Below are 23683 nucleotides of genomic sequence, written 5' to 3' on the forward strand. Positions count from 1 at the left end.
TGGCATGCCGCATACCCGCAGTGCGCCCTGCCACCCGCAGACCCAGGGCAAGATCGAGCGCTGGCACCAGACCCTGAAGAACCACGTCCTGCTCGAGAACTACTACCTGCCGGGCGCGCTCGAGGCGCAGGTCGCCGCCTTCGTCGAGCACTACAACCATTGCCGTGCCCACGAGAGCCTGCAGAACCTCACCCCGGCTGATGTCTACTTCGGCCGCGGCACCGCCATCCTGCGCGAGCGCGCGCGCATCAAACACCGCACCATCCAGCGCCGCCGCTTGCTGCATCAGCACCAGGCCGCATAACCTTCAACCCAGGTGAGCCAGACACTCCAATCTTGAGCAACCCCGACCGTCCCAAATCATCCGACGACGGACAGCGGGGCCAGCGCGTCGCTACTGTGCCAATCCCTCGACAGCAAAAATGCGCAGCCGCCCATACCGGTCGCCGATCGCCCGAGCTGCCAGGTAATCGGGGGAGCTGTAGGCAGCTCGTGCCTTCTCCAAATTCTCGAAGACGGAAACGACGATCCGCGAAGCAGGCGGCTCTCCTGCCAGCGCGACCGTTCTGCCACCTGACGCAAGCCTTCTTTGGCCGCTTTCGGCCAACGCTCTATTGGCGAGTGGCACATACTCCCTATTGTACGCGTCGGCATCCGTCACGGTGATTTCCGAGATGACGTAAGCAGGCGGCCCAGCTTGCGCATGCAGCGCCTGCACGGTGAGCGCACCGAGTCCGAAGCCCGCCGCTATACCGAATGCCAGCTTGACCTGAGCAATCATCTTGGGCTCCTCCGTTCTATCCGCACGTCGGGGCAGGCAGCGTGAAGGGCACAGCGCACGAAGCGCATGGCGCTCGCCGATCAGCGCGCGCTCTGCACGTGGAAGCTCCGGCTGGCTAACTCTGCGCCTTGGCGATGACCATCGCCATAGCCGCCTCATCAAGGTCGCTCGCGCCAGTTGATTGTCACTGCGGCACGGTCATGAGCTCGAGGATGTGGCCGTCGGGATCCCTGAAGTAGACGCCGCGGCCGCCATTCCAGTTGTTGAGCTTGCCGTCCTCTAGGGTCCAAGGGGCGCTGCCAAAAGCGAGCCCCACCGTCTGCACCCGCTGCAGGATTGCGTCGAACTCGGCATCGCTCACGTGGAAGGCGTAGTGCTGGCTGGCGATCGGCCCCGTCGCGCTAGCGAAGTCGAGCGTCAGGCTGCCGTTCACCCGGACCGGCGCGAAGTGCCCGCCCGTCCCCTCAACTTGCAGGCCGAAGATCTGCGCGAAGAACCGCGCGGCCGCCTCCTTGTCGCGGGCGGGAACGATCGTGTGGTTGAGCGTGATCGTCATGGGCTCCCTCTTCTCAATGCCGGCCGCGGCTCGGCCAAGCTGCACTGAGGACACCAATATGGATCCGACCGTCCTCGCCTGGGCGCTGGCGCAGCCCGCCGGCAGCCGGGCTGCTGCACTGGCCGCAGCCTACACCGGGGGCACCACACGCGTGACCTTCGATGGACGCACCGTCGAGTACCGCAGCCTCGACGAACTCGGCCGTGCGCTGGCCGTGCTGCGGCGCGGAGACCTCGGCCGCCCGCCGTCCGTCCGTGACGCTGGCCAGCTTTTCGCGGGGGACGGCGTGAGCTTGGTCCGGCGCATCGTCACGGCGATCCGCGGCTATGCCGCCGAGCAGGACGGGCGCGCCTCCAGCTGGGCGCCGTCCGGCGGCAGCGCGACGGCCGAGGTCGGCATGGCCGCGGCGACAGTGGCGCGGCGTGCGCGCGATGCTGTCCGCAACGATCCCTACGCAAGCCGGATCGTGGACCTCTGGACCGGCAACGCGGTCGGTGCCGGCGTCACCACGCGCTGGCCGGACGGACGCCACGCGGCCGCCTGGCGGCGCTGGGCGGAGAGCACGACTTGTGACGCCGAAGGCCGGCTAGACCTCTACGGCCTGCAGGCGCTGGTCATGCGGGCGGTCGTCGAGAGCGGCGAGTCCTTCGTCCGCTTCTTGATGGCGCCGCCGTCGCCCACCAACCCGATCGGGCTCAGGCTGCAGGTTGCTGGAGAGCGACCACCTCGACACGGCGCGGAACGGGGTAGTGGACGGGAGCCCGACCATCCAGGGCATCGCCCTTGGCGAGGCCGGCGAGCCGATCGGCTACTGGCTGCACCGCGTGCACCCTGGCGCGGCGTGGATCCTGCCCTGCGCCACCGGGCTGAGTAGTCAGAGCGTCCCAGCGCGGGATGTGCTGCACATATTCCGCAAGCGCCGGCCCGGGCAGCTGCGCGATGTGTCCTGGCTGGCCCCAGTGCTCCTCCGCTTGCGCGACCTCCGACGAGGCGCTGACCGGCACTTCCGTGGAGGTGGTGAACCCGTCTGGCGGCGGCAGCCACACCGCCTTTGCGCGCCGCGCGCTCGAGGCCACCGCGGTTGGGGCGGGCCTCACCTACGACCAGGTCTCGGGCGATCTGACGCAGCGAACTACTCCTCGCTGCGGGCCGGCAAGATCGAGTTCCGCCGTCTCTGCGAGCAGGTGCAGTACGGGATGCTGATCCCGATGCTGGTCCGCCCGATCGCGGAGCGCTTCCACACGCAGGGGGCGCTTCTTGGGCTGTGGGGTGCCGAGATGCCGGACGGCGTCAGCCACGTCCCGCCGGCGCACGAGATGATCGACCCGCTGAAGGACACGACGGCGCTCATTGCCCAGGTGCGGGCCGGCTTCGTGCCACAGCCCGATGCCGCTGGCGCCTTCGGCTACGACTTCCGGGCCGCGGTGGAGATGATCCGCGAGGCCAACGCGCTGCTCGACGAGGCCGGCCTGTCGCTTGATACCGATCCGCGCCGTGTCGCGAAGTCAGGCAGCGCGCAGGACGCGGCACAGATGGCCGCCGTAGAGATATCCGCGACCGGCGCCGCAGCGCCGAGGCGTTCTGAGATCAGGAACGGAACCTAGGCACAACGGCGCGTGCGACGCGATCCAGGACACGGTTACAGCGAAGAGCGGTCAGACCGTGCTGCTCCAGCTTTCCTCGCAGGGCAACTCAGAGCCATGATGCGCCCGGAGCGTAGGAGCCCATCCACGTCGACCTGGCGACGGCGTAGAGGTCGAAGGAGCAGGCCATGATTGACTTCGAGCTGCTGCGTGATGCTGGCGTACTCATCGTAATGCCCAGGGGAGCCCTGACCACCGAGGATTTCCGCGCGATCACACGCACGGTCGATCCCTACATCAGCGAAAATGGAAAGCTCACCGGACTGCTCATCCAGGCACCCGCTTTTCCTGGATGGGACAGCTTGGGCGCGCTCGTCGAGCACATGAGCTTTGTTCGCGACCATCACCGCAAGATTGAGCGCGTGGCCGTGGTGACGGACAGTGCGATTCTGAAGATCGCTCCTAGAATAGCCGAGCACTTTGCTCACCCTGAGTTCAAGGTTTTCAGGAGCGACGAGAAAGCAAACGCGCTGGCATGGCTGCAGGCCGCGTAAGGACCGAGCACGCGGTCACCTAAACACTCGAAGCCTGTCGCAGACGGCCCCTCAGCACCAGGACGTTAGCGTTCTCTTCCGGCTCTCGGCAGAATTCGCGCGCATGCTTCCAGCTTCACTGGATCACCTGATCCGCGCGCGACAGCAGTGCGGGCGGGATCGTGACGCCGATCCGCGCTGCGACGCCTAGATTGAACACGAGCTCGCGGCGCGTGATGAACTCGACCGGGATGTCGCCCGGAGGCGTACCTTTCAGAACTCTGTCCACGATGGCCGGTATCCGGCGCCAGGTGTCGGCGACGGACGTACCGTAAGTAATAAAGCCACCTGCGAGAGCGAAGCCACCAGCAAACATCGCTGGCAACCTGTGCGCCACGGCCAGCTCGGCGATGCGCCGGCTATGGGCGAAGTTGAGCGGCGTATCGAACACCACGACCGCCTGGGCACGCTCGCGTGCCATCTCCACAAAGGCGGCGCCGAAATCTGGATCGGGCGCCGCCGTTGTTGGCGCCGGCAGCTTCACGACCTGCGGACGCAGGCCGAGCGCCTCGGCCGCTGACCTGTTCGCGCGGTCGATTGGTGCCAGACCTGAAGCGTCGGCGCCGGGAATGGTGTGATCGCTGAGCACTGCGACTCGCTCGATCTCGGGGAACACCTCCTTGAGTAGCCGCATCTGCGCCTCGGCCTGCCCCGGGTCGAGGCTGGTGACGCCCGTGGCGTTGCGCCCGGGACGCTGTGCGGTGTCCACCAGTCCAAGGGCGACGGGGTCGGTGACAATTGAGAAGACTACCGGGATCGCCGTTGTCGCCCTCTGGGCAGCGCTCGCGGCCGGGCCACCGAGCGCCACGATGACGTCCACACCTCGCCGAACGTGCTCGGCCGCGAGGACCAGCAGGCGGCCGAGCTGGCCCTCAGCGAAGAGCGGTTCAACGGAGAAGTCGCGGCCCTCGAGCAGCCCGATCTGCGCGAAGTCTTGCGCGAAGGTGCGGCGCCAGGCGTCGTGGAATGGCCCGGGCCCGCCGTTGATAAGCACGCCGATGCGTCGCGGCGCACGCTGCTGAGCGAGGCCATGGCGGCCAGTCACGACCCCGGCCATCACGGACAAGCTCGCGCGCATCAGGGGCCTGCGCTTCATGGCTGACCTCCCAATCTTGTCGCTTCGACATCGCATTGGATCGCGGCTGCAGGCGCAAGAGCAAGGGTAATCGACGACAGCCTTCAAACCGGGCCGGCGATCTTGCGTTGGCGCGCGATCGTGGAGCGGCAGCAGGGGCTCCGGGCAAACAGCGGAACGGCAAACGCGGGTGAGCGGCGGCATGGAGGCCGGGCATGGGCTGCCCGGGCTTCGTGACATCTCGGCATTGCAGGGCGAACCCCCGCCCGGTGTCGTGGTAGTGGTCGACGGGCTGCGCCGCGGCGCATCACGTTTGGCATCCAGGAGCATGAGTGGCCGATGCGGCTGTTGAACGACCCCGCCTTCCTCGGCGAGACTATCGGAGCGATCTACGACTGCACGCTGCGGCCTGAGGCGTGGCCGGACGTGCTGGCGCGGCTCTGCGAGGCGATCGGCGGGAAGCGCGGTGCCCTCGGCGTCAGCACGATGACGGGGAAGGTGTCGATCGCCGCCCTCCACGGCCTGACGTGGAGTGCCGAGGACGACCGCTCGCTCGCCATCAACCCCTTCCTGCCGCTCGTCATGGTCCAGCCGATCGACCGCGCCCTCGTTGCCTCGCGCGACTACGGCCTCGAGGCGCTGCATGCGACGCGGTACTACCGCGAATACGTGCGGCCGCGCGGCCTGCGTGACCTCATCGGATACAGGGTCACCGACGAGGGGGACACATTCGGCAACTGGGTCCTGATCACCGGCGAGGATCGCGACGTGCTGACGCCGGCGGAGATCGCCGGCGTGGAGCTGGTCGCGCCCCATATCCGGCGCGCCGTTGAGATCTCGCAGGTGCTCGGCGCGCAACGCATCGCCGCGGACAGCTATCGCGCGGCGCTCGACGAGATCGATGCCGCAGTGCTCATCATCGACGGACAGTCGCGACCGACCTATGCGAACCCGCGCGCGGAACGCGAGGTTGCGGGTGGCGCGGTGCTCCGACTGCAAGATGGCCGGGTGCGGGGTGCAAGCGACGCTGCGGAGCGGGCGCTTCGCCGCGCCGCCGGCGAGGACGCCAGGCGTCCCGGCGGCATCGAGGCCAGCCTGGTCGGGGCTGACGGCGAGGAACGACTGCTGTTCGCGGTAGGCCTCGATATCGGGGGCGCCGGCGAGGGTGCCGACTGGCCGACGCTGCTGGTGCTGCGGACGCCGCGCGACGACACGCGCAACCCGGTCGCTATCGCTGCCCGCAGCTTCGGGCTGACCCCTGCGCAGGTTCAGGTGCTTGCGTTCCTGACACAGGGGCACACCCCGGACGGGATCGCCGAGATCCTCGGCGTGTCGGTCGCGACTGTGCGGTCCCATCTGGCGGACCTGTTCGCCAAGTCGGGCACGTCGCGTCAGGCCGAACTGGTCGGGCGCACCCTTTCCCTTGCCTCGCCGCTGCGGCCGCCGGGCCAGCTGTAAGGCCCATCAGGGAAGGCTGGGCGGCAGGGCACTGCGGTTCGGCCGAGTGATGGCAAGCCGCTTCAGACAATTGTCCTGCAGCACGACCTCACGCGATCGCGACCAAGGGGATCGGGCGTGTCATCTAAACGGATGACGCGGCGTGCCGCAGTTTCGGGCGTGACTTTCGCCTGCCCGTTCCTGCCTCGATCGGCGGCGGACCAGGTCGAGAGGAACTCCCCGCATGGCCAGCAGCGCCCATTACATCGCCTGCATCAGCATTGCCCTGGCCGGGCCGGCCGCGGCGCAGGGCGCGCCCGATCCGGAAGACCTGATCGCCTTCTGCCAGTTCTCCAGTGGCGCGGTGCCAGCGGGGATAACAGATCTCTGCTTCTGCTCCGTGGGGGCGATCGAGCAGCCGCTCACGCCCGGCCAGTTCGTCCGATACCTGCATGACCGTCTCCTTGCCGGCGCGACGAGTGCGGCGGAGCTGCGCGCGGCGACGCGGCATGCGCGAGACGTTTGCAAAGAGGACGGGGCGGCCGTGTTCCCGCGGCCACGCCGGACGGACCCCGTCGCGCCCGTCCGCGGGGAAGCGCCATGAGCGCCGGCGCCAACGCCATCCTTGCCCGCGCCGGCCGGAACGGCCCCGCGCTGCTCTGCGCCGGCGTGCTCATCGGCCTAGTGGCGCCGGTGCTGGCCGACGCCGCGCGCCCGCTGATGGGCGTCGCCGTGTTCATCTTCACGCTCGGCGCCTTCCTCAAGGTCGACGGCGCGGCCTTCCGCGCCGAGGCGGCGGATCGGCGCGGCATCGTCCTCATCCTCGCTTGGTCCACCTTTGGCGTGCCCTTGCTGGCCTACGCGCTGGTGCAGGCCGTTCGCCCCGGGCCGGATCTCGCCCTCGGCCTTCTGCTTTGTGCGCTCGCGCCGCCGGTCGGCAGCGCTGCCGCAATCGCGGCGATGCTCGGGCTGAGCGCGCCGCTCGCGCTGCTGGCGACCGTCACGGCCACGCTCGCAGCACCGTTCTACTTGGCGCCGCTCGCGGTCGCGCTGGCCGGGGCGGAGATGGTCGTCGACCCGCTCGCGATGTCGCTGCGCCTCGGCGCGATCATTGGCGGCGCGGCGCTAACGGCCTGGCTGCTGCGCCGGTATGCCGGGCGGTGGGTTGCGGACAATCCCAACGCCATGACCGGCATCGCCGTGCTCGGGCTGTTGCTGGTCGCCATCGGCGCGATGCGTGGGATGCGTGACGAGATCATGGAGGCTCCCGGCCAGGCGGCCCTGCTGCTCGGCCTCGCCTTCCTGGTCAACGCCGCGCTGCAGGCGGTCGGGGCGTTGCTCTTTACCGCGCTGGAGCGGCATCGCGCGCTGACCGTCGGCCTCGTCAGCGGCAACCGCAACATCACGCTGGTCTGGGCGGCTGCGGCGCCGTTCCTCGCGGATCACCCGGGCGTCGAGCTGTTCCTGGCGATGAGCGTCTTCCCGATCTTCATGCTGCCCGCTGCGACCCAGCGGATCTTCGCCACCCTGATGGACCGAGCGGCTCGCCAGACCCCGACCATCCCGCAGCAAGCCGGCCAGCGGCAATGAGGAGGTCCGCGCCGATGGACTACGGCTTAGGCGAACCTGCCACCATAATTTGCCCCGGCGAGCCGCTGTGGGGCCGTACTTCGCTCGTCACTGGCTCAACGCGGGCGTTGGCCTCGGCACTTCAAGCACACTGACCTGACTTTGTCGCGTTTCGCGGAGCGCACGTCCGCAGCCGCCGTTTGTCGCGCGTATCGGCTTGAACACCGCTGCCAAGGACTTGCTCGCGCGGCGGCGAAGGGCCAATTGTGCCGACGCGACGTAGCGCGTCGGCGCCGACATCCTCATCGAGCCGCAGCACTGTCCCGTCGGGCAGCACCACCTCAATGCGCGCGGGAGGCCGTGCGGGACATTCCGGGGCAGGCAGCGGCGGTACCGGACCGCGTGCTGCTGCCGAAGGTAGGCGTCATGATTGGTACCGGCGCGTCGTCGGCAACCTGCGCGAAGGCGGGCAGCGGCGCCGGCACGGCACCGAGCTCGCCGCTCATCACCTGTCGCCGCCACATGTAGAACAGGCTCGAGGTGAGGCCCCATCGCCGGACCACCTCCGTCGGCGTGACGCCGGGCTGCATCGCCTCGACGACGATCCGGCGTTTCTGGTGCGACGACCAGTTCCGTCGGCCCTCGCCGCGGGTGACCACCTCGACCACCTCGTCAGGCCGCGGCTTGCGAGCAGTCTTACGACCCGTTCTACGACCGGTCTCGGCCGCCTTCGTCGTCATTTCAAAGCGGCGAGTCCCGCCAGTCATGTTGGTGGTCTGCCACCAGATTTCCGACCTCCATCAGGCTGCGCCGCGCCCGTCATTTCAATAGCACATCCTGCATCGTCGCTGCCGTCCGCCAGTCATGATCGGACTTTGTCCATCGCACTAAGACATTCCGCGCTCTCGTTGTCAAAAGTCGTTCCGCGAACGAACGGCGTGTTGACTGCCGTATTTGGAGCGCCTTCCGTCGCGCAACCGTAAACAGGAGCGCGGCCGTGCGACTAGCAATCATGACGATCGCAGCCGTGATCGCTTTCCAATTGGTGATTGCAGTGATTGCATTCGGCGAACTTCACCTTGACCTTTAGCCAGGATCGAGCGGAACGGGTTGTCATGACGGGTCGGCCGTTCCTCCACAGACAGACCTCGGAGCATGCCGACCCGCATCGTCGTGCCGCCCAGACGCTTTGCGATCGAGACGCACAAACCAAGTCGCGTTGACGGTAGATGTCGCGGCTGACGCTGATATCCCCATGGGTGCTCGCCGTCAGTAGCGCGGTTCTAATCTGGCTCTACGCTGCCGCCCTGAACATCCTGGGTCTGTTATCCTCGGGCGCGAGCACCCTCGCTCTTGTGGCTGTCCTGGTGGCCGCCACCGTATCGAGCATCGCCGGTTTCGCTTTCTCGGCGATCGCTGCCGCCATGCTGTTGCCGCTCATGCGGGAGCCCGTCGAAGTCGTCACCATCATGCTGCTGAGCAGCATCGCCATCCAATCCCTTTCGGTTTGGGCGCTCCGGCGGGCAATCGATTGGCATGCCCTCTTCCCCATGCTGGTCGGCGGCATCATGGGCCTTCCGATCGGCGTCTATCTGCTGCTGCACCTCGATACCTCGCAGTACGCCCGCATTATGGGCGTCGCGCTCGTCCTGTATGGCGCCTACATGCTGTTCAGGAAGCCACTGACGGTACGAGGTGGTCGTCTGCATGATGCTCTTGCGGGAGTGGCTGGCGGCATCACCGGCGGTCTGGCAGCGTTTCCAGGCGCCCTCGTGACCATTTGGTGCAGCATGAAGGGCTGGGACAAGAACCGTCAACGCGGCGTCTATCAGCCCTACATCCTCATCATGCAAATCCTCACCCTGGTGCTGCTCCGCACGGTGACCTCGGGGTCGTGGCCAGGAATAGCGGCGACGGCCTGGACGTTCGTCCCCGCTGCCCTGATGGGGACGTGTTGCGGCCTCGCGATCTTCAAGCGTCTGACGGATAAGCAATTCGGCACAGCGATCAATGTGCTGCTGCTGGTCGCCGGGGCAGGACTGATCTGGTAAGGTGCTTGTACTCGAAGTAACGCAACGACATCAGCATGGCCGTGGCGATGCGCCAGCGGCGGTTGCTGACGATATGGCGCTCCTGAACCGGGACGACGCCGAGGAGTTCCGCCGCACCGCGCGCGAGGTGCAGCGCCTGGTTGCCGAGAATCGACCACGGCTGCCCGAGACGAAGACGCGACAAGACAGAGGAGAGGGGTGATCGACCTGCGAAGATCACCCGCATGTCCGTGCCGCGATAGCCGTAGTGCTCCGTTCGAGCGTGGTTTGGCGAAGGTGAATTGGCTGGTGCGCAGTGACGCTGGCGCGAATGCTCCTCGACCATGCTGCCGAGCGGCACGTCACCCCCTGACGCGCTGGCGCGAACTGTGCGTATCGCAGAAAGGACCCCGATCGCTTCCGTCCAGATTGCTGGGACCCGCCAGACCGTGCCCGTGCACGTCGCAGCTCGAAGGCTGGCAATCCCGTGCAATTCTGTGTCCAATACCGTGGGATACGTCGCAGGAAAGGTCCCCGATAGGGGCCGGGGGAGCCGATCGTGCCGGAGCCTGACGGTCGCGCCGTCCTTCGCGCCGCTGCTCGATCCGCCGTCACAGCTGCAGGCCTTCGCTCGGGCGGGCCGCGTCGCGCCAGCTTGCGCGCTCACCTTGTCATTCTTGCTCTCGCGGCGCTCCTGCCCGTGCTTGCCCTTGGCGGGGGCGCTGCATGGGAGGCCGTTCAAGCCTACCGGGGGGCGTTCGAAGCGCGGTTGCTGGACCGCGCCCGTGGGCTCGCGGGCATCCTCGTTTCCGAGATCGAGACCGTGGAGGCCGCGCTCCGTGTGCTCGCCGCATCGTCGGGACTTGATCCCGCCAGCGACGTCTCGGAGTTCGAGAGCCGGGCGCGCGGCGCCGCCGCGGCGCTTGGCACCTGGATCGTGCTGGCCGACCATGAGGGCCACCAGCGCATCAACACCCACCTGCCGCCCGGCACTCCGCTCGGTCCGACACGCAACCCCGGCTTCTACCGCCAAGCCATCGAGACGGGGCGGACCGTTGTCACTGACCTTGTCATCAGCACCACAACCCGCGAGCCGCTGGTGGCCATCATCGTGCCGGTGCCCGGCCCGGCCGGACGCCCGGTCGGAGTGCTTGGTGCCCCGCTCGACCTGGAGCGCCTGTCGCGCCTGCTCGCGGCACAAGGGCTGGGCGAGGGCGCCTTCGCGACACTCGCCGATAGCCACATGCGGGTCGTCGCGCGATCCGCCGATCATCAGCGCCTGATCGGCACGCCCGCACCGTCCTGGATGGTGGAGGCGATGGCGGGGCGCCAGAGCGGCCTTGTGCGCGGCCCGAATGCCGGCGGCGTGGATGTGCTGCTCGCTTTCGAGCGGCTGCGGGGCCAGCCGGGCTGGCTGCTCGCCGTTGGCGAACGCTGGGACGACTACCGCGCGAGTTGGCTTTCCCCGCTCCTTACGCTGCTTCTCGGCGGCTTCCTCGCGCTTCTGACGGCCTTGCTGACGGTGCGTTGGGTTGCACGCCGCGTGCTGCGACCCGTCACGGCCCTGGCCGAGCGGGCCGGTGAGGCCACCCAGCATCCCAATGTCGCGGGTGCCATCGCCGCCGCAATCCCGCCGGCAGCCGTGAGCGAGTTCGAAAGCATGCGCGTCGGCCTCGTGGAGGCCGAGGCTGCGTTGCGCCGGGACGCGGCGCGCCAAGCCCTGCTGCTCGGGCTGAGCCGCGCCATGCTTGAAGGCGAGGCGACGGAAGCCGTGCTGGCGGAAGCCGCCTTCGATTGGCTGTGCCCGGCTCTCGACGCCGATATCGGCCTCAGCCATGCTGTTGACGAGGCAGGCGGGCTGCTCCGACTGATAGCCGTGCGCGGGTTGTCGGCGGACCGCACCGACCTTACTCGCTTAGTCGCGCTGGATACCGGGTTTGCCGGCCTTGCCGACGCGACCGGGGCAGGCGTCGCCGCTGATGCAGTGCGCGTCGCCGTCGACCGGGCCGGCAACATCGCGCGCCGTCTGGGAGCCCGCGCCGTCGCCTCCCAGCCTCTGCTCGACCGCACCGGCTGCGCGCTCGGCACCCTCACCCTGGCCAGCACGCGGCGCGAATGCTTCGAGCCGGTGGAGCTCGGGCTGCTCGAGGCTGCCTCGCATATGCTCGCGCTCGCCTGGCGGCGAAGCCGGGCAGAGGCTGACCTGCGGGGTGGTGAGGCGGCGCTTCGCCGCGCTGCCGAAAGCGCACGCTTCGCCACCTTCGACATACACAGTGCCGCCGGGCGCTTCGTAGTCTCCGACCTGTTCCGCGAAATGTGGGGCTTGGAGCCGGACATGCCGATCAGTTTCCCTACGCTCCTGCACCGGGTTCACCCGGCCGACCGGCCCGCGGTGGAACGGCATCGCGCCCGCACGGCGAAGGAAGGCGGCAGCTTCGAGATTGAGTTCCGTGTCCTGCGCCCTGATGGGTCGGTCCGCTGGCTGCTTTCCCGGGGCGAGGCCGTTTCTAACCCTTCGGGCGATCTGCCCGCGCGTATATCGGGCGTCAACGTTGACGTAACAGAGCGCAAGGCCGCGGAGGAGCGCCAGGCGCTGCTGACGCGGGAGGTGGACCATCGCGCCAAGAATGCGCTTGCCGTCGTGCAGGCCGCGATGCGGCTGACGCCGAAGACGGATGCCGCGGCCTATGCGACGGCGGTCGAGGGCCGGGTCGATGCCCTCGCGCGCGCACACAGCCTACTGGCGGGCCACAAATGGGCGGGGGCGGACCTTCGTGCCCTGCTTGCAGCCGAACTGGCGCCGTTCCTGGCCTCGGCGAGTGGCACTGAGCGCCGCAGAGCGGAACTGGATGGGCCGGAGGTGATGCTGCCGCCCCAAGCCACACAGCCCCTCGCGATGGCCGTGCACGAACTGGCGACCAATGCGGTGAAGCACGGGGCGCTTTCGGCAGCCGAGGGCCGTGTGCTGGTGTCGTGGCGCTTCGCAGGTGCGAAAGCGGCGCCGCGACTGTCGCTCCGCTGGACCGAGCTGGGCGGACCGGCGGTGGCGGGGCCTCCGCTGCGGCGCGGGTTCGGCACGCGCGTGCTCGACGCCACGCTGCGCCGCCAGCTGGGTGGCGAGGTGTCGCTCACCTGGAAGCAGACGGGCCTAGTTTGCGACCTGCAGGTGTCGCTCACCTACTCATCCGACATGTCCGGCTTGAGCGGCAGCGCCGGTGTCGTAGTCGACTGAACCGGATCGCGTGCGCCGGCAGATATAGTAGCCGCTACTCAGGGCGATGGTGGAGCGCGCACCACCCGAGCACATTTCGTCATCTGACTGCCCATGCGTTGCCGTCCAGAACGCACGCGTCCGCTGCTCCGCTGCCGCTTAGAACGGCTGTGCCGCTGATTGGGAGTCGGCGTCAGCCGACAACTCGCGCCATCACCCGCGCTACTGTCGTACGCCTCCAGACCGCACCACCTCGCGGCGTAGGCACGCCCCTTGCGGTCAGCAGCCGCGCCAGCGTCGCTTGCCCTTGGATCCCCTCGGCGCGCAGCCGCTCCAACTCGAGTGCGAGCCGATGCGCTGCGCGCTCCGCCGTCTCCCGTCGTGCCTGCGCCGCGGCGGCCGCGTCCGGACCAGCGACGGGGCGGTACCCCCGGTCGCCGCCCAGCACCTTCCCGCAAGCCTTCGCAGCCGCCAGCGCGGCACGCGTTCGCTCGCTGATCAGCTCGCGCTGCTTCTACGCCATCGCCGCGTAGACCCGCATCATCAGGTCGTCGCCGCCGGGCATGTCCGCAGCGCGGATCGAGATCCCGTCCTCCAGCAGCTGCGACAGCGTGTGGGCACGCCGGGTGATCCGATCCAGCCGCGCCGCAACCAGCACAGCACCAAGTTGCCGGCAGCGCGCCAGCGCCGTCTGGAAGCCGGCTCGCCGATCGTCCTCGCCGTCCAGGTCTTCGTCGCAAGCCAGGGCTGGATGCTGGTCGTCGAATACGAAGACATCGCCAGCGCAGGTAGACGCTTCGCTCTGTCCCAGCAGCATAGCAAGCGGACTTCGCCGAAGGCGCTCCGATCTGCTCCGTCGCAGGTCGTCGCTGATGAATGGGCGCCGCTGCATCGCGGAGCTTTGCCCCTGCTTATCGCGTTGGCTAACGGGCTGAATGGTTGAGGCAAGCCGATGGCCAAAGATCCGAGTGACAAGGCGAAGCGGCCGAAGACGCGCGGGCGCGCAGCGGCAGCGAGGGGCAGGAAGGCGGCCGGGTCGCCAGGTTCGAACTTGCGCACCTCCAAGCGCTCGACCGCGTCGAGCGCCGCCGAGGACGCGCCGAAGCGGCGAGCTGCGCCGGCCAAGGTGGCTGCAAGGGGAAGTGCCGGAACCGGGCGGGCAAGCGCGCCGAAGCCTCGACGCCCTGCTGCATCTGCGCCGGGCAAGGCTGAAGCCTCGAGCCGGAAGCGCACGAGGACGGCCACGTCTCCTGGGCGGACAGCGGGAGCACCGGCAAAGGCGGCGAAAGCTACGAGGCGCACCGCCGCACGCACGGAGACGGCCCGGGTCGCCCAGGCCAAGCCCTCCACCGCGAAGGCCGCCGGAGCGACAAAGCGGATCGGTCGCGAGACGACCGGAACGCCTGCGAGCAAAGCTCGCCGTGCCACTGCATCGCCCGGTCGCTCTCGACCGGCCAAGGAGGCCGCCGCGCGGAAGGAGCGCACCAAGACGATGAAAAGTCGACCCGCAGCTGAGGTCGGGCGGGAGAAGCGCTCTTCTCGAGCAGACGCTGGCGGCCGACGGGGTGGCGAGGTGGCGCCCGTGCCGTCTACTCAGGCCGAGCGGATTGACCCTGAGACTTCGCCCGTCGAGGTGATGACTGAGGCTGCAGCTAGAGGCGCGGAAGGCCCGGCGTCGTTGGTGACCGGCGCTGCCGCGGTCGCTGCAGCAGCCCCACTGGCCGCGGCCATCGGGGCAGCAGCAGTGGCGACCGCGGCCGCGGCAACCCTGGCGACGCCGGCAGCCGCAGGCGCCGAACTGCTCGGGGCCGAACCGCCAACCGCTCCTGAGCCCGAGGAGGAGGGTGAGGAAAGGTCTGAGGGCAAGCCGGACACGCAGGAAGGCGCCGAAGACAAGCGGTGATGCGCGGCTCAGCGGGCTCGCCGAGCCTCGCGGCCGGCACCGGCCGGGCCCGTGCGTGACGGTTTGCAAACTCCGCGCTGCTGGGCAGCCGAGTGCGCCAGCAGCGTTGTAGTCCGATGCGGCCTTTGGGATCTTGTCCACGGCCGGCTAGTGAGGCCGGTCGATGTCTCCTTGCGCATGGCCAGCAGCTATTGGGTCGTATGCCCAGAGGCGACGACAGACATGCCAAAGGTCGCCGCATTCCGAGCCTGGCTCCTGGCCGAGGCAGCCGAAGATGCACGGCGCACCGACAAAGGTCTTGAGGGTACGCTTACCGCCGGGTCGCGACCAAACGAGGTTCCGAAGACCAGGAAAAGCATGAGGACGAAGGTTGAACGCCCGTCTGTCGCGTCCCAGCCTGGAGCTCGCGATGCGGGTTAGAAGCTCTGCTGCCGGGCGAGCCTGATGGTCGTTAAAAGTGCGCCTCCGCTGCCGCCCTGCTCGTCCGGATGCACGCACCGCATCTCAGTTACATCATGCCCAGACAATATCAGCCAACGGATCGAAATTGTTGTCCTGCACGTGCCAGGTCCAGGTCCAATAGCCTGTCACTGGATCCTGGGCGGAGGTCTGCCAGGTGTTCGATACAGTGGTGAAGCCGTCCTCGGTGCCGTCGATGCGCCAGCCCTTCTCCGAGACATAGGTGATCGGCGGGCCCTGCACATAGCCCTGGCCGGGCACGTAGGTCTGCACGCCTGGCAGCGTCGCCGTCGCGGCGTATTCCAGCGTCACGCTGCCCTCGCCGTAGCCGACCAGCATCACCTCGTCGCCACCGCCCGCCGGCGTACCGTCAAAGCCCGCGATGATGTCGTACTCCACCTCGCCCGCGCGCAGGACGAAGCTCTCGAAGCTGTCCAGGCCCGTCGCCGCGACGGCGCCCGGACCCTGGTAGAAGTCATGGCCGCCGCGCCCGTCTAGTGCCGCCCCGCCCTGCACGCCGGCTGCGCGCAGCGTGTCAGGCGTGCTGTCGCCCATCAGCGTCGCGGTGCCGGCGCTATCCTGGACAATCAGCGTCCCGCCGCCGCTCAGGAAGACGGATCCCTGCACGTGCGAGGCCGACTTGACGCCTTGGCCGCTGAGCCAGACGTTGCCAGAGACGTAGTTAAGGCTCGCGCTACCGCTGGCGACTACCTCGATGGTGGCGTCGCCCGAGATGTAGGATGCCTGCAGGGACTCGACCGCTCCGAGAGAGAGCCCGTTGACCCGGGAGACGACGCCATAGGTGACCGGCGTCCCCTCACTCAGGGTCAGTGCGCCGCCGAGACCGGTGATATTGAGGAAGACCCGGTCGGCAGTCGAGGAGACCGTCAGGCTGCCGAGGACGCTGTTGGCCTGCACGGTCAGGGACTCGCCGCCCCCACTGTCGTCCACGACGATGTTGCCCGTAGTGAACTCTGCGAAGACGAGGTCGGAGCCGCCGCCGGCAGTGACCGTGCCGTGGCCACTCGGCAGGAAGAAGAGGTCGTCACCCTCACCGCCTGTAAAGGCGAAGCTTTCCAGCGCCGCCTCGGTCCGGTGCAGCGTCACTGTCCCGGTATCCGTGACGCCCGACTCGTCCGTTGCGACGAACGTCGCCTCGACGGTCGTACCCGCCGGCAAACCGGGCAGTGTGATGCCGATGCTCCCCGAGGGATCGAACCAGGAAATCAGGCCCGCCGGATCGTCCTGCAGAAGGAAGGAGACCGCGCCAATAGCCTCCTCACCGCGGAGCTGCGCACTGAAGGTCTGGCCGCTGTACTGGGCGCCGGACCAGACGACCGCGTCGGTCATTCGAAGGCCGCTCTGCACCAGTGCGGTCGCGACGGACGCGCTGCTTTCCTGTGTGCCGCCGCCATCGACGTAGGCCGCGACGACCCGGAGCGCCTTCCCGATCTCGTCCGACCCGATGGTATGCGTCGCACCGGTGCCGATCGTGGTCCATAGCGCTCCGTCCTGCACCTGCCAGGTGTAGGTCATGCTGCCGAGCCCATCGGCATCGGCCAGGCCGGCCGTGCCGACGGTCAGGGTCTCGCCGACCTTCACCGTCCCGGTGATCACGGGCTGGCCGGTCGGGGCGTCGTTCACTGGCGTGATGCCGACGGAGACGCGCTGCTCGGTCGTGCCGCCCTTCCCGTCGCTGATCAGGATGGTGAAGCTGTCCGTGCCGTTAGCGTTCGCGTTCGGCGTGTAGGTGAAGCCGCCATTGGCATAGGCAACGCTGCCCTTGGTGAGCTGCCCGGCGACGGCCTTGGTCGAGTAGCTCAGCGTGTCGCCGTCCACGTCCGACGCGCCGATCGCGATGTATGCCGTTGCGGTATCTTCGGTGGTCGCGACGCTGCGGGTGGCGTCCGCGGTCGGGGCGTCGTTCACCGCCGCAATGGTTACAGTGACGAGCTGCTCGACGCTGCCGCCCTTCCCGTCGCTGACCAGGATGGCGAAGCTGTCCGTGCCGTTGGCGTTCGCGTTCGGCGTGTAGGTGAAGCCGCCATTGGCGTAAGCGACGCTGCCCTTGGTGAGCTGGCCCGCGACGGCCTTGGTCGCGAAGGTCAGCGCATCGCCGTCGATGTCTGTGGCGCCGATCGCAACGGTGGCGGTGGTAACGTCCTCTGTCGTGGAGATGGTGCGGGTCGCCGGCGCCGTCGGGGCGTCATTCACGGCGTTGACCGTGATGGTGACCGTGCCCTGGGCGGTGCCGGGCGTGACCAGCGTGCCTGCGCTGTTGTAGACCGGCAGCGCGCCGAGGCTCTCCGCGATGGCGTAGGTGATGGTCGCCGTGCCGTTGAAGTTGGCGGCCGCGGTGAAGACGATCTTCCCGTTGACGATCGACGCCGTGCCGCCGGAGACGCTGCGGATCGCCGTCAGGGACAGCGCGTCGCGGTCGGCGTCGCTGTCATTGGCTAGGACGTCGAGGGTAATCGGCGCGCCGTCCTCGTTCATCACCGCCGTGTCCGCGAGGGCGACCGGCGCGGCGTCCGGGGCGAGCAGGACGATGCGGTCGTCGAACTGCAGGCGCTCGATGTTCGTCAGCAGGTCGGTCGGGCCGTTCTTGGAGGAGATGTCTTTGACCAGCCACGAGCCGTTGGCCTGCTGCGTGACCTGATAGGCCGACGCCTTGCCGAGGTAGGCGGCGGTGTCGGTGCCCGTCCCGCCGTCCAGCGTATCGCTGCCCTCGTCGCCCCAGAGCGTGTCGCGGCCGCCGCCTCCGAGAACGCGGTCGTTACCCTTGGCGCCCCGAATGACGTCGTCGGCATTGTCGCCGATCAGCGTATCGGCCCCCGCAGTCGCGGTCCCGGTGACAGCCACTGTTGGCTCCTGGCGTTCTCAATGAAATCGAAGACGTTACTACGAGTTTCGAAACCGCGCTGTCCCAAACGGCGAGAGCGCTCTAGTCTTTCGGAAGCGTAGCGGTATAGTTACGAAAAAGAAAGTGCCGTTGATGCGCGGCTGATTGGTTTTCAGGAATTGCCCGAGGCCGCGGAGCAAGCGCTCGTCAACGCAGCCTGCGTCTTTTCAGCGCCCTCGCTGCTTGCAAGGAAGACGCTTACCGGCGAGCCGCTGTAACGCGAGGGATGACGGCGCGCTTAATTTCAGCTTGCTCCGGCTGCGGCGCTGCGGCCGCGCGGAACAGGTCATCGAGCGTGCCATCCGGCGCGCGGCGGACGAACCCGAGAGCGATTAGGCAGGTGACCAGAGCCCCTCAGATTGACTTGGGTGCGTCGACCTCCCCAATTTCGCCGGCAACAACTGACCGAACGTCGGCATGCGCGCGACAATTCGACGCCCGCTCCCTCTTCGAGTGATGCCCGGCGGAGGCTCGTCGCCGCTTCAGGAAGGACCGTCCTTGGCCCTATGCAACGCCAGCCCGCTTGGCCGCAACCTGCGGCGGCTTCGTGCCGGGCGCCGCTGGACGCTGGTGGAGACGGCACGCCGCACGGGGCTGTCCGTGGGCACGCTGTCCCGGGTCGAGAACGGGCTGCTCTCGCTGACCTTCGCCAACCTCTCGCGCTTGGCCGAGGGCTTCGGCGTGCCCGTCGGCACCTTCTTCGCCGAGGACACCGCACGCGCCCCGTCGGAGATGACGGTGACCCGAAGGGGGGAAGGGCTCCGCCACGAGGAGCCCGGCTTCGAGCTCGAGTATCTCGCGGCCGGAGCGGCCGACCGCCGGCTCGTGCCGATGCTGACGCGCGTGAAAGCGCGCAGCCTCGCGGCATGGGGTCCGGCGCTGCGCCATCCCGGCGAGGAGTTTGCCTATGTCGTGAGCGGAGCCGTGGATTTCTCCATCGAAGGGCAGCCCCCGGTCCGGCTCGAGGCCGGCGACAGCGTGATCTTCGACAGCGGTCGCGCACACGCCGCCGCCGCCGTGGGCGAGGCTGACGCACTTCTGGTCGGCGCGATCCTGCCGCGCGACGCCGCAGGGTCAGTCGTTGCGCCGGCGCCGGATGGGCCGGGCCGCGATGACGGGCGTCAGGTCGCGCTCGAAGGGCCAGAAGGGCCGGCCGGCGCGGGCGCGGGGAATCGCGATGCGGGACAGCGCAGGCGTCGTCGGGCCCGGGGTTTCCAGGATAAACATCGCTGAGGCGCCGGCGAAGGCCTGTTGGTAGTTCATCGGGTTCTTCACGACGACGAAGCGCCGTGTCCGCGGATCGAAGCCGGCGGCCTGAAATTGCTCGTCGCCGTACTCGTAGGTCGGGTTGCTCGCCACCACGACATCTGCCTTCCCGACGCGCAACCAGGCCGAGGGCCCCATCTCGGCCGTTGCGCCGCCCATGATGCCGCCCGAATAGGTGAAGGTCCCGCCGAACAGCCGCACCACCTCCGCATCGACGTCAACCGGTGCGCCATAGTCGGAAAGGGAGCGGTTGCCGAGGCCGAGCGACAGCCGCGAGCCCTCGCCCGCACGGTGCGCCGCGGCCGCCGCCTCGGGATCCACCAGGGGCACGGCAGCGGTCGTGTCCGGCGCAAGCGCAAGCAGCCGGGCCAGCACCACGGCGCTGTCGCCGCGCGCGCCGCCGCCGACGCAATCGGCGGCGTCCGCCAGTACGCAGAACCCTGGCGGCACGGCGACGCCGGCGCGGATGGCGTCCTCCACCGACGCCGTCTCCACCTCGAAGGCGTCGCGCCGCTCCCAGAAGGCTGACGCGATCGCCTCCGCGGCGCGGGCCGCGTGCGCCTCGTCGCCGTCGGCGATCGCAACGCCCGCCACGCCGAGATCGTCCACGTCCATCCAGGGCTGCACCGGGAAGTAGCTCGTCGAGAGCACCGAGCCCGTCGCTTCCAGCGCGCGGGCCAGCCGGTACATCTCGCGCATCGGCGTCGGTCCGCGGGTGCGCTGCTTCTGGGCCTGCAGGATCATCGGCAGCTTGCAGACCGCCATGCGCGGCCGGATCTCGCCCGCGATCGTTCGCAGCAACAAGCCCGTCGCACGCTGTCCGGTCTCCACGCCGTCGTCGTGCGGGTAGAGCTGATAGCCGAGCAGGATGTCGGCGGCTTCCAGCATGCGCATGGTCACATGGGCGTGCATGTCGCAGCTCACCGCGACGGGGGCGCTCCCCACTAGCTCGCGCACGGCGTCGAGCAGCTCGCCTTCCGGGTCGTCGGTCGTCTCCGTCAGCATCGAGCCATGCAGGGCAAGGTAGACGCCGTCGACCGGCAGCGCCGCGCGGAGACGCGCAAGCAGCCCGTCGCGCAGCGTCTGCCAAGCCTCCGCCGTCACGCGCCCGCCGGCGCCTCCGTGGGTGTAGAGCAGCGGCACCGCCGTCGCCTCCGCCGCCGCGAGCACGCTGAGCGCGCCGGCAACCTCCGTGTCGCTGCCGGCGAAGCGGTGGATCATCGCCTCGCCTTCGGCGTAGGGGTTATTCGTGAAGGTGGAGAGCGGGTTGCGTACGGGCGAGAGCGTGTTGCCCTCGAAGAGCAGCCCGCCGAGCGCGATGCGCGGGGCCGTCCTGGCTGTCATCGGCGCGCCCTCCCTTGTCTGGCCGTGGACTATGCGGAGACCGGACGTGGGGCGTCCAGAGCGATTTGCGTATGCGAAAAAGGAGTCGCATGCGGGGATGCGATGCGCCTAGCATCGCGTCCGGAGGAGACGAGCGCATGCGGATCGCGGAGATCGGGGTCACCACCCTCGTCTATGCCTATCCGCCGCCGCACGGCTTCCGCTACGCAGGCGGCGCCTGCACCCACCGCCTCACCTCGCTTGTCGAGGTCCGGACGGAATGTGGCCGCACCGGCCTCGGCAGCGCCTATGCGCATCCGGACATGGTGCGCATCACCGTCGAGGGGCACCTCGCGCCGCTTCTGGCGGGCCAGGATCCGCGCGAGGTCGAGCAGCTCTGGCGGATGATGCACCTGGAGACGCGTTGGTACGGCCGCAAGGGCGCGGCGGTGGCCGCGCTCGGCGCGGTGGACACCGCGCTGTGGGACCTGCGCGGCCAGGCTGCCGGCATGTCGGTGCGGAAGCTGCTCGCCCCCGACGCGCGCGATGTCGTGCCGGCCTATGCGAGCGGGCTCCTCTGGCACGATGACGAGGGCTCCATCGCCGAGGAGGCTGCACGGCATGCGGCGGACGGCTTTCGCCGGATGAAGATGCGCCTCGGCTACGGCGGCGCGCGGGACCTTGCCATGGTCGACGCGGTCCGCCGGGGCGCCGGCCCCGGGCACGACCTGATGGTGGACGGCTCCATGCGGTACACTGCAGAGGAGGCGCCGCGCCTGGCGGAGCAGCTCGCGGCCCGCGGCATCTTCTGGTTCGAGGAGCCGTTCGAGCCCGAGGCCGTCGAAGCCTACGCAGCCCTACGCCGCATCGCGCGTGTCCCGATCGCCGCCGGGGAGAACGAGTTCGGCCAGGACGGCTTCCGCGAGCTGCTGCGCGAGCGCGCCGTTGACATCGTGCAGGCGGATGCCTCGCGCGCGGGCGGCATCAGCGTCGTCGCCGCGGTCGGGCGCGCCGCCGCGCCGCTCGGTGTCCGGCTCGCCCCGCACACCTGGTCCGACGCGCTCGCCGTGATCGCCAACGCCCAGGTCGTCGCCGCGCTGCCGAATGCGATCACCGTGGAGGTGGACCGCACCGGCACGCCTTTTATCAACGACTTGCTGGAAGAGCCACTTGTCATCCGCGACGGGCTGCTGCAGCTCCCGCACGGACCCGGCCTCGGGATCCGGCTGAACCGCGCGACGGTGGAGCGGCTGCGATTGCCGCCCGGGGCACCGCTGCCCGCCGGCCAGTACTCCGACATGCGCTTCGCCCCACCCCTGCCAGATGGAGGATCAGCATGACCGCCACCCGCCGCGCCGTCATCGCCGCCGGCGCAGGGCTGCTCGCAGCACCGGCTCTCGTCGGTGGCGCCCGGGCACAGCGTCAGCCCGGCACGTTGCGCTTCGTGCCGGAATTCGACCTGCCGTCCATGGACCCGATCGTGAACACCGCGCTGACGACGAATCAGCACGGCTACATGATCTACGACACGCTCTTCGCGCAGGACGCTTCTTTCACGCCGCGGCCGCAGATGGTGGAGCGCTACGCCGTCTCCGACGATGGGCTCATTTGGGACTTCCAACTGCGCGACGGACTGCGTTTCCACGATGGCTCGCCGGTGCGGGCGCGGGATTGCACCGCCTCCATCCGGCGATGGGGCGGACGTGACGTGTTCGGCCGCATGGTGCTGGCACGTACCGCGGCCCTCGATGCGGTCGACGACCGCCGCTTCCGGCTCCAGCTGCGCGAGCCCTATCCGGTGCTGCTGGACGCGCTGGCCAAGGTGTCGTCCAACGTGTGCTTCGTCATGCGCGAGCGCGAGGCCGAGACGGATCCCAACACGGCGATCCGCGAGGTCATCGGCTCCGGGCCCTTCCGCTTCCTGCCCGACCAGCACGTGCCGGGCTCGCGCGTGGTCTATGAACGCTTCGATGGCTACGTGCCGCGGGCCGAGCCCGCGAGCGGCTACGCCGGTGGCAAGGTGGCGCGGGTGCAGCGCGTGGAGTGGCGCATCGTCCCCGACGCCAGCACCCAGGCGAACGCGCTGGTCGCGGGCGAGGTGGACATCGTCAACTCGCCGTCCTTCGACCTGCTCCGCCTGCTGCGCCGCGCGCGCGGCGTGACGGTCAGCATCCTCGACCGACAGGGCTGGCTCGGCTATCTGCGGCCGAACCACCTGCACCCGCCCTTCGACGACGTCCGTGCACGTCAGGCGCTGGCCTGCATGGTGGACCAGACCGACTACCTTCGCGCGGCCGCCGGCGATGACGAGAACTGGCGCGCCTGCCGCGCCTTCCTCGTCTGCGGCTCACCGATCGGCACCGAGGCCGGTATGGAGGCCTATGCCCGCCCGGACCTGGACCGCGCGCGCGCCCTGCTGGCCGAGGCCGGCTATCGCGGCGAGCCGATCACGGTGCTGCACCCGACCGACAATCCGATCCTCACCGGCCTCTCCGAGGTGACGATCGGCCAGCTGCGCCGCATCGGCGTCAATGTGGACGTGGTCGCGCAGGACCTTGCGAGCGTCTTCGCCCGTCGCGGCAACCGCCAGCCCGCGCGACAGGGCGGCTGGCACATCTTCCACACCCGCTCGCTCGGCGTGGAGCTCAACAATCCCCTGACGAGCTTCCCGCTCGCCAGTCCCTGCGAGACCGACGCGCAGGGCAACCGCGCAGGCTGGTTCGGGTGGTCGTGCGATACTGAGATCGAGCGCTTGCGCGACGCCTACGCCCGCGCTCCAGAGTTGACCCAGCGCAAGGAGATCGGTGAGGGTCTGCAGCGCGCAGCCGCCCGACACCTGCCTTTCGTTCCGCTCGGTCAGATCTATACGCCCGTCGCCCATCGCAGCAACATCTCGGGATTGATCGAGATGCCGATCCCCGTTCTTTGGAACGTCGCGGTGGCATAGACGTCCAAACAGGAGGCCCCCTGTGTTGATCGGCATGGAACAAGGGCC

The 23683-nt window shown here is 68.9% G+C and carries 18 protein-coding genes and 3 pseudogenes; 13 read left to right on the forward strand and 8 right to left on the reverse strand.

All coding sequences use genetic code 11. The annotated features are described in order from the left end of the window. Positions 1 to 304, forward strand: a 304-nt coding sequence (locus ACLF3M_RS34075) for an integrase core domain-containing protein (RefSeq protein ID WP_430661478.1), incomplete at its 5' end; no start/stop codon positions are given. Between the two features lie 90 nt (positions 305 to 394). Here ACLF3M_RS34075 and ACLF3M_RS34080 read toward each other — a convergent pair. Then, the gene (locus tag ACLF3M_RS34080; RefSeq protein ID WP_430661479.1) at positions 395 to 781 is read right to left on the reverse strand and encodes a DUF1330 domain-containing protein; all 387 of its coding nucleotides are present in this window, start codon (positions 779 to 781) and stop codon (positions 395 to 397) included. A 184-nt stretch (positions 782 to 965) separates the two neighbouring features. Beyond that, positions 966 to 1337 carry a VOC family protein gene (locus ACLF3M_RS34085; protein WP_430661480.1) on the reverse strand — a complete coding sequence of 124 codons (372 nt, stop codon included), beginning with the start codon at positions 1335 to 1337 and terminating at the stop codon, positions 966 to 968. Between the two features lie 58 nt (positions 1338 to 1395). On the opposite strand from ACLF3M_RS34085, the pseudogene ACLF3M_RS34090 reads away from it, so the two are divergent. From ACLF3M_RS34090 to ACLF3M_RS34105, 4 genes and pseudogenes are all read left to right on the forward strand, one after another. Beyond that, positions 1396 to 1965: pseudogene (locus ACLF3M_RS34090) on the forward strand (phage head-tail joining protein); the annotation flags it as partial. A 121-nt stretch (positions 1966 to 2086) separates the two neighbouring features. Beyond that, a pseudogene (locus ACLF3M_RS34095) lies at positions 2087 to 2275 on the forward strand (phage portal protein); the annotation flags it as partial. A 258-nt stretch (positions 2276 to 2533) separates the two neighbouring features. Next, the gene (locus tag ACLF3M_RS34100; protein WP_430661495.1) at positions 2534 to 2941 is read left to right on the forward strand and encodes a hypothetical protein; all 408 of its coding nucleotides are present in this window, start codon (positions 2534 to 2536) and stop codon (positions 2939 to 2941) included. Positions 2942 to 3108: 167 nt separating this feature from the next. Continuing rightward, complete coding sequence (locus ACLF3M_RS34105; protein WP_430661481.1) at positions 3109 to 3474, forward strand: STAS/SEC14 domain-containing protein; 366 nt, start codon at positions 3109 to 3111, stop codon at positions 3472 to 3474. Positions 3475 to 3589: 115 nt separating this feature from the next. Here ACLF3M_RS34105 and ACLF3M_RS34110 read toward each other — a convergent pair whose 3' ends face one another. Then, entirely contained in the window at positions 3590 to 4609 is a 1020-nt protein-coding gene (locus tag ACLF3M_RS34110; RefSeq protein ID WP_430661482.1) for an ABC transporter substrate-binding protein, read from the reverse strand. Positions 4610 to 5014: 405 nt separating this feature from the next. Between ACLF3M_RS34110 and ACLF3M_RS34115 the strand changes: the two genes are divergently transcribed. From ACLF3M_RS34115 to ACLF3M_RS34125, 3 genes are all read left to right on the forward strand, one after another. Beyond that, positions 5015 to 6046 (forward strand): helix-turn-helix transcriptional regulator, encoded by a 1032-nt coding sequence (locus tag ACLF3M_RS34115; protein ID WP_430661483.1) that lies wholly within the window; start codon positions 5015 to 5017, stop codon positions 6044 to 6046. A gap of 223 nt (positions 6047 to 6269) precedes the next feature. Continuing rightward, complete coding sequence (locus ACLF3M_RS34120) at positions 6270 to 6629, forward strand: hypothetical protein (RefSeq protein ID WP_430661484.1); 360 nt, start codon at positions 6270 to 6272, stop codon at positions 6627 to 6629. Beyond that, positions 6626 to 7615, forward strand: a complete 990-nt coding sequence (locus ACLF3M_RS34125) for a hypothetical protein (protein ID WP_430661485.1) — start codon at positions 6626 to 6628, stop codon at positions 7613 to 7615. The genes ACLF3M_RS34120 and ACLF3M_RS34125 overlap by 4 nt, the downstream gene beginning before the upstream one ends. A 320-nt stretch (positions 7616 to 7935) precedes the next feature. Here the strand turns inward: ACLF3M_RS34125 and ACLF3M_RS34130 are convergent, their stop codons facing one another. Further along, positions 7936 to 8262, reverse strand: coding sequence for a transposase (locus tag ACLF3M_RS34130; protein WP_430661486.1), 327 nt, complete (start codon positions 8260 to 8262; stop codon positions 7936 to 7938). 561 nt (positions 8263 to 8823) lie between these two features. Between ACLF3M_RS34130 and ACLF3M_RS34135 the strand changes: the two genes are divergently transcribed. Beyond that, a complete protein-coding gene (locus ACLF3M_RS34135) occupies positions 8824 to 9645 on the forward strand; it encodes a TSUP family transporter (RefSeq protein ID WP_430661487.1) in 822 nt (273 codons plus the stop codon). On the opposite strand, the gene ACLF3M_RS34140 is transcribed toward ACLF3M_RS34135, so the two are convergent. Then, positions 9602 to 9985, reverse strand: coding sequence for a hypothetical protein (locus ACLF3M_RS34140; protein ID WP_430661488.1), 384 nt, complete (start codon positions 9983 to 9985; stop codon positions 9602 to 9604). The two genes, ACLF3M_RS34135 and ACLF3M_RS34140, sit on opposite strands and share 44 nt — an antisense overlap. 294 nt (positions 9986 to 10279) lie before the next feature. Between ACLF3M_RS34140 and ACLF3M_RS34145 the strand changes: the two genes are divergently transcribed. Further along, entirely contained in the window at positions 10280 to 12856 is a 2577-nt protein-coding gene (locus ACLF3M_RS34145) for an HWE histidine kinase domain-containing protein (protein WP_430661489.1), read from the forward strand. Between the two features lie 493 nt (positions 12857 to 13349). Here the strand turns inward: ACLF3M_RS34145 and ACLF3M_RS34150 are convergent, their stop codons facing one another. Together ACLF3M_RS34150 and ACLF3M_RS34155 are read right to left on the reverse strand one after the other, a co-directional pair. Beyond that, positions 13350 to 13652 (reverse strand): recombinase family protein, encoded by a 303-nt coding sequence (locus ACLF3M_RS34150; protein ID WP_430661490.1) that lies wholly within the window; start codon positions 13650 to 13652, stop codon positions 13350 to 13352. A gap of 1599 nt (positions 13653 to 15251) precedes the next feature. Then, complete coding sequence (locus ACLF3M_RS34155) at positions 15252 to 18059, reverse strand: tandem-95 repeat protein (RefSeq protein ID WP_430661491.1); 2808 nt, start codon at positions 18057 to 18059, stop codon at positions 15252 to 15254. Between the two features lie 496 nt (positions 18060 to 18555). Here ACLF3M_RS34155 and ACLF3M_RS34160 point away from each other — a divergent pair. Continuing rightward, positions 18556 to 19128: pseudogene (locus tag ACLF3M_RS34160) on the forward strand (helix-turn-helix domain-containing protein); the annotation flags it as partial. A 45-nt stretch (positions 19129 to 19173) separates the two neighbouring features. Here the strand turns inward: ACLF3M_RS34160 and ACLF3M_RS34165 are convergent. Then, entirely contained in the window at positions 19174 to 20709 is a 1536-nt protein-coding gene (locus ACLF3M_RS34165) for a M81 family metallopeptidase (RefSeq protein ID WP_430661492.1), read from the reverse strand. 137 nt (positions 20710 to 20846) lie between these two features. On the opposite strand from ACLF3M_RS34165, the gene ACLF3M_RS34170 reads away from it, so the two are divergent. Together ACLF3M_RS34170 and ACLF3M_RS34175 are read left to right on the forward strand one after the other, a co-directional pair. Then, the gene (locus ACLF3M_RS34170) at positions 20847 to 22028 is read left to right on the forward strand and encodes a mandelate racemase/muconate lactonizing enzyme family protein (RefSeq protein WP_430661493.1); all 1182 of its coding nucleotides are present in this window, start codon (positions 20847 to 20849) and stop codon (positions 22026 to 22028) included. Then, entirely contained in the window at positions 22025 to 23635 is a 1611-nt protein-coding gene (locus ACLF3M_RS34175; protein ID WP_430661494.1) for an ABC transporter substrate-binding protein, read from the forward strand. The genes ACLF3M_RS34170 and ACLF3M_RS34175 overlap by 4 nt, the downstream gene beginning before the upstream one ends. The last annotated feature ends 48 nt before the right edge of the window (positions 23636 to 23683 follow it).

The sequence above is a fragment of the Falsiroseomonas sp. HW251 genome (assembly GCF_050563545.1).
GTDB lineage: Bacteria > Pseudomonadota > Alphaproteobacteria > Acetobacterales > Acetobacteraceae > Falsiroseomonas.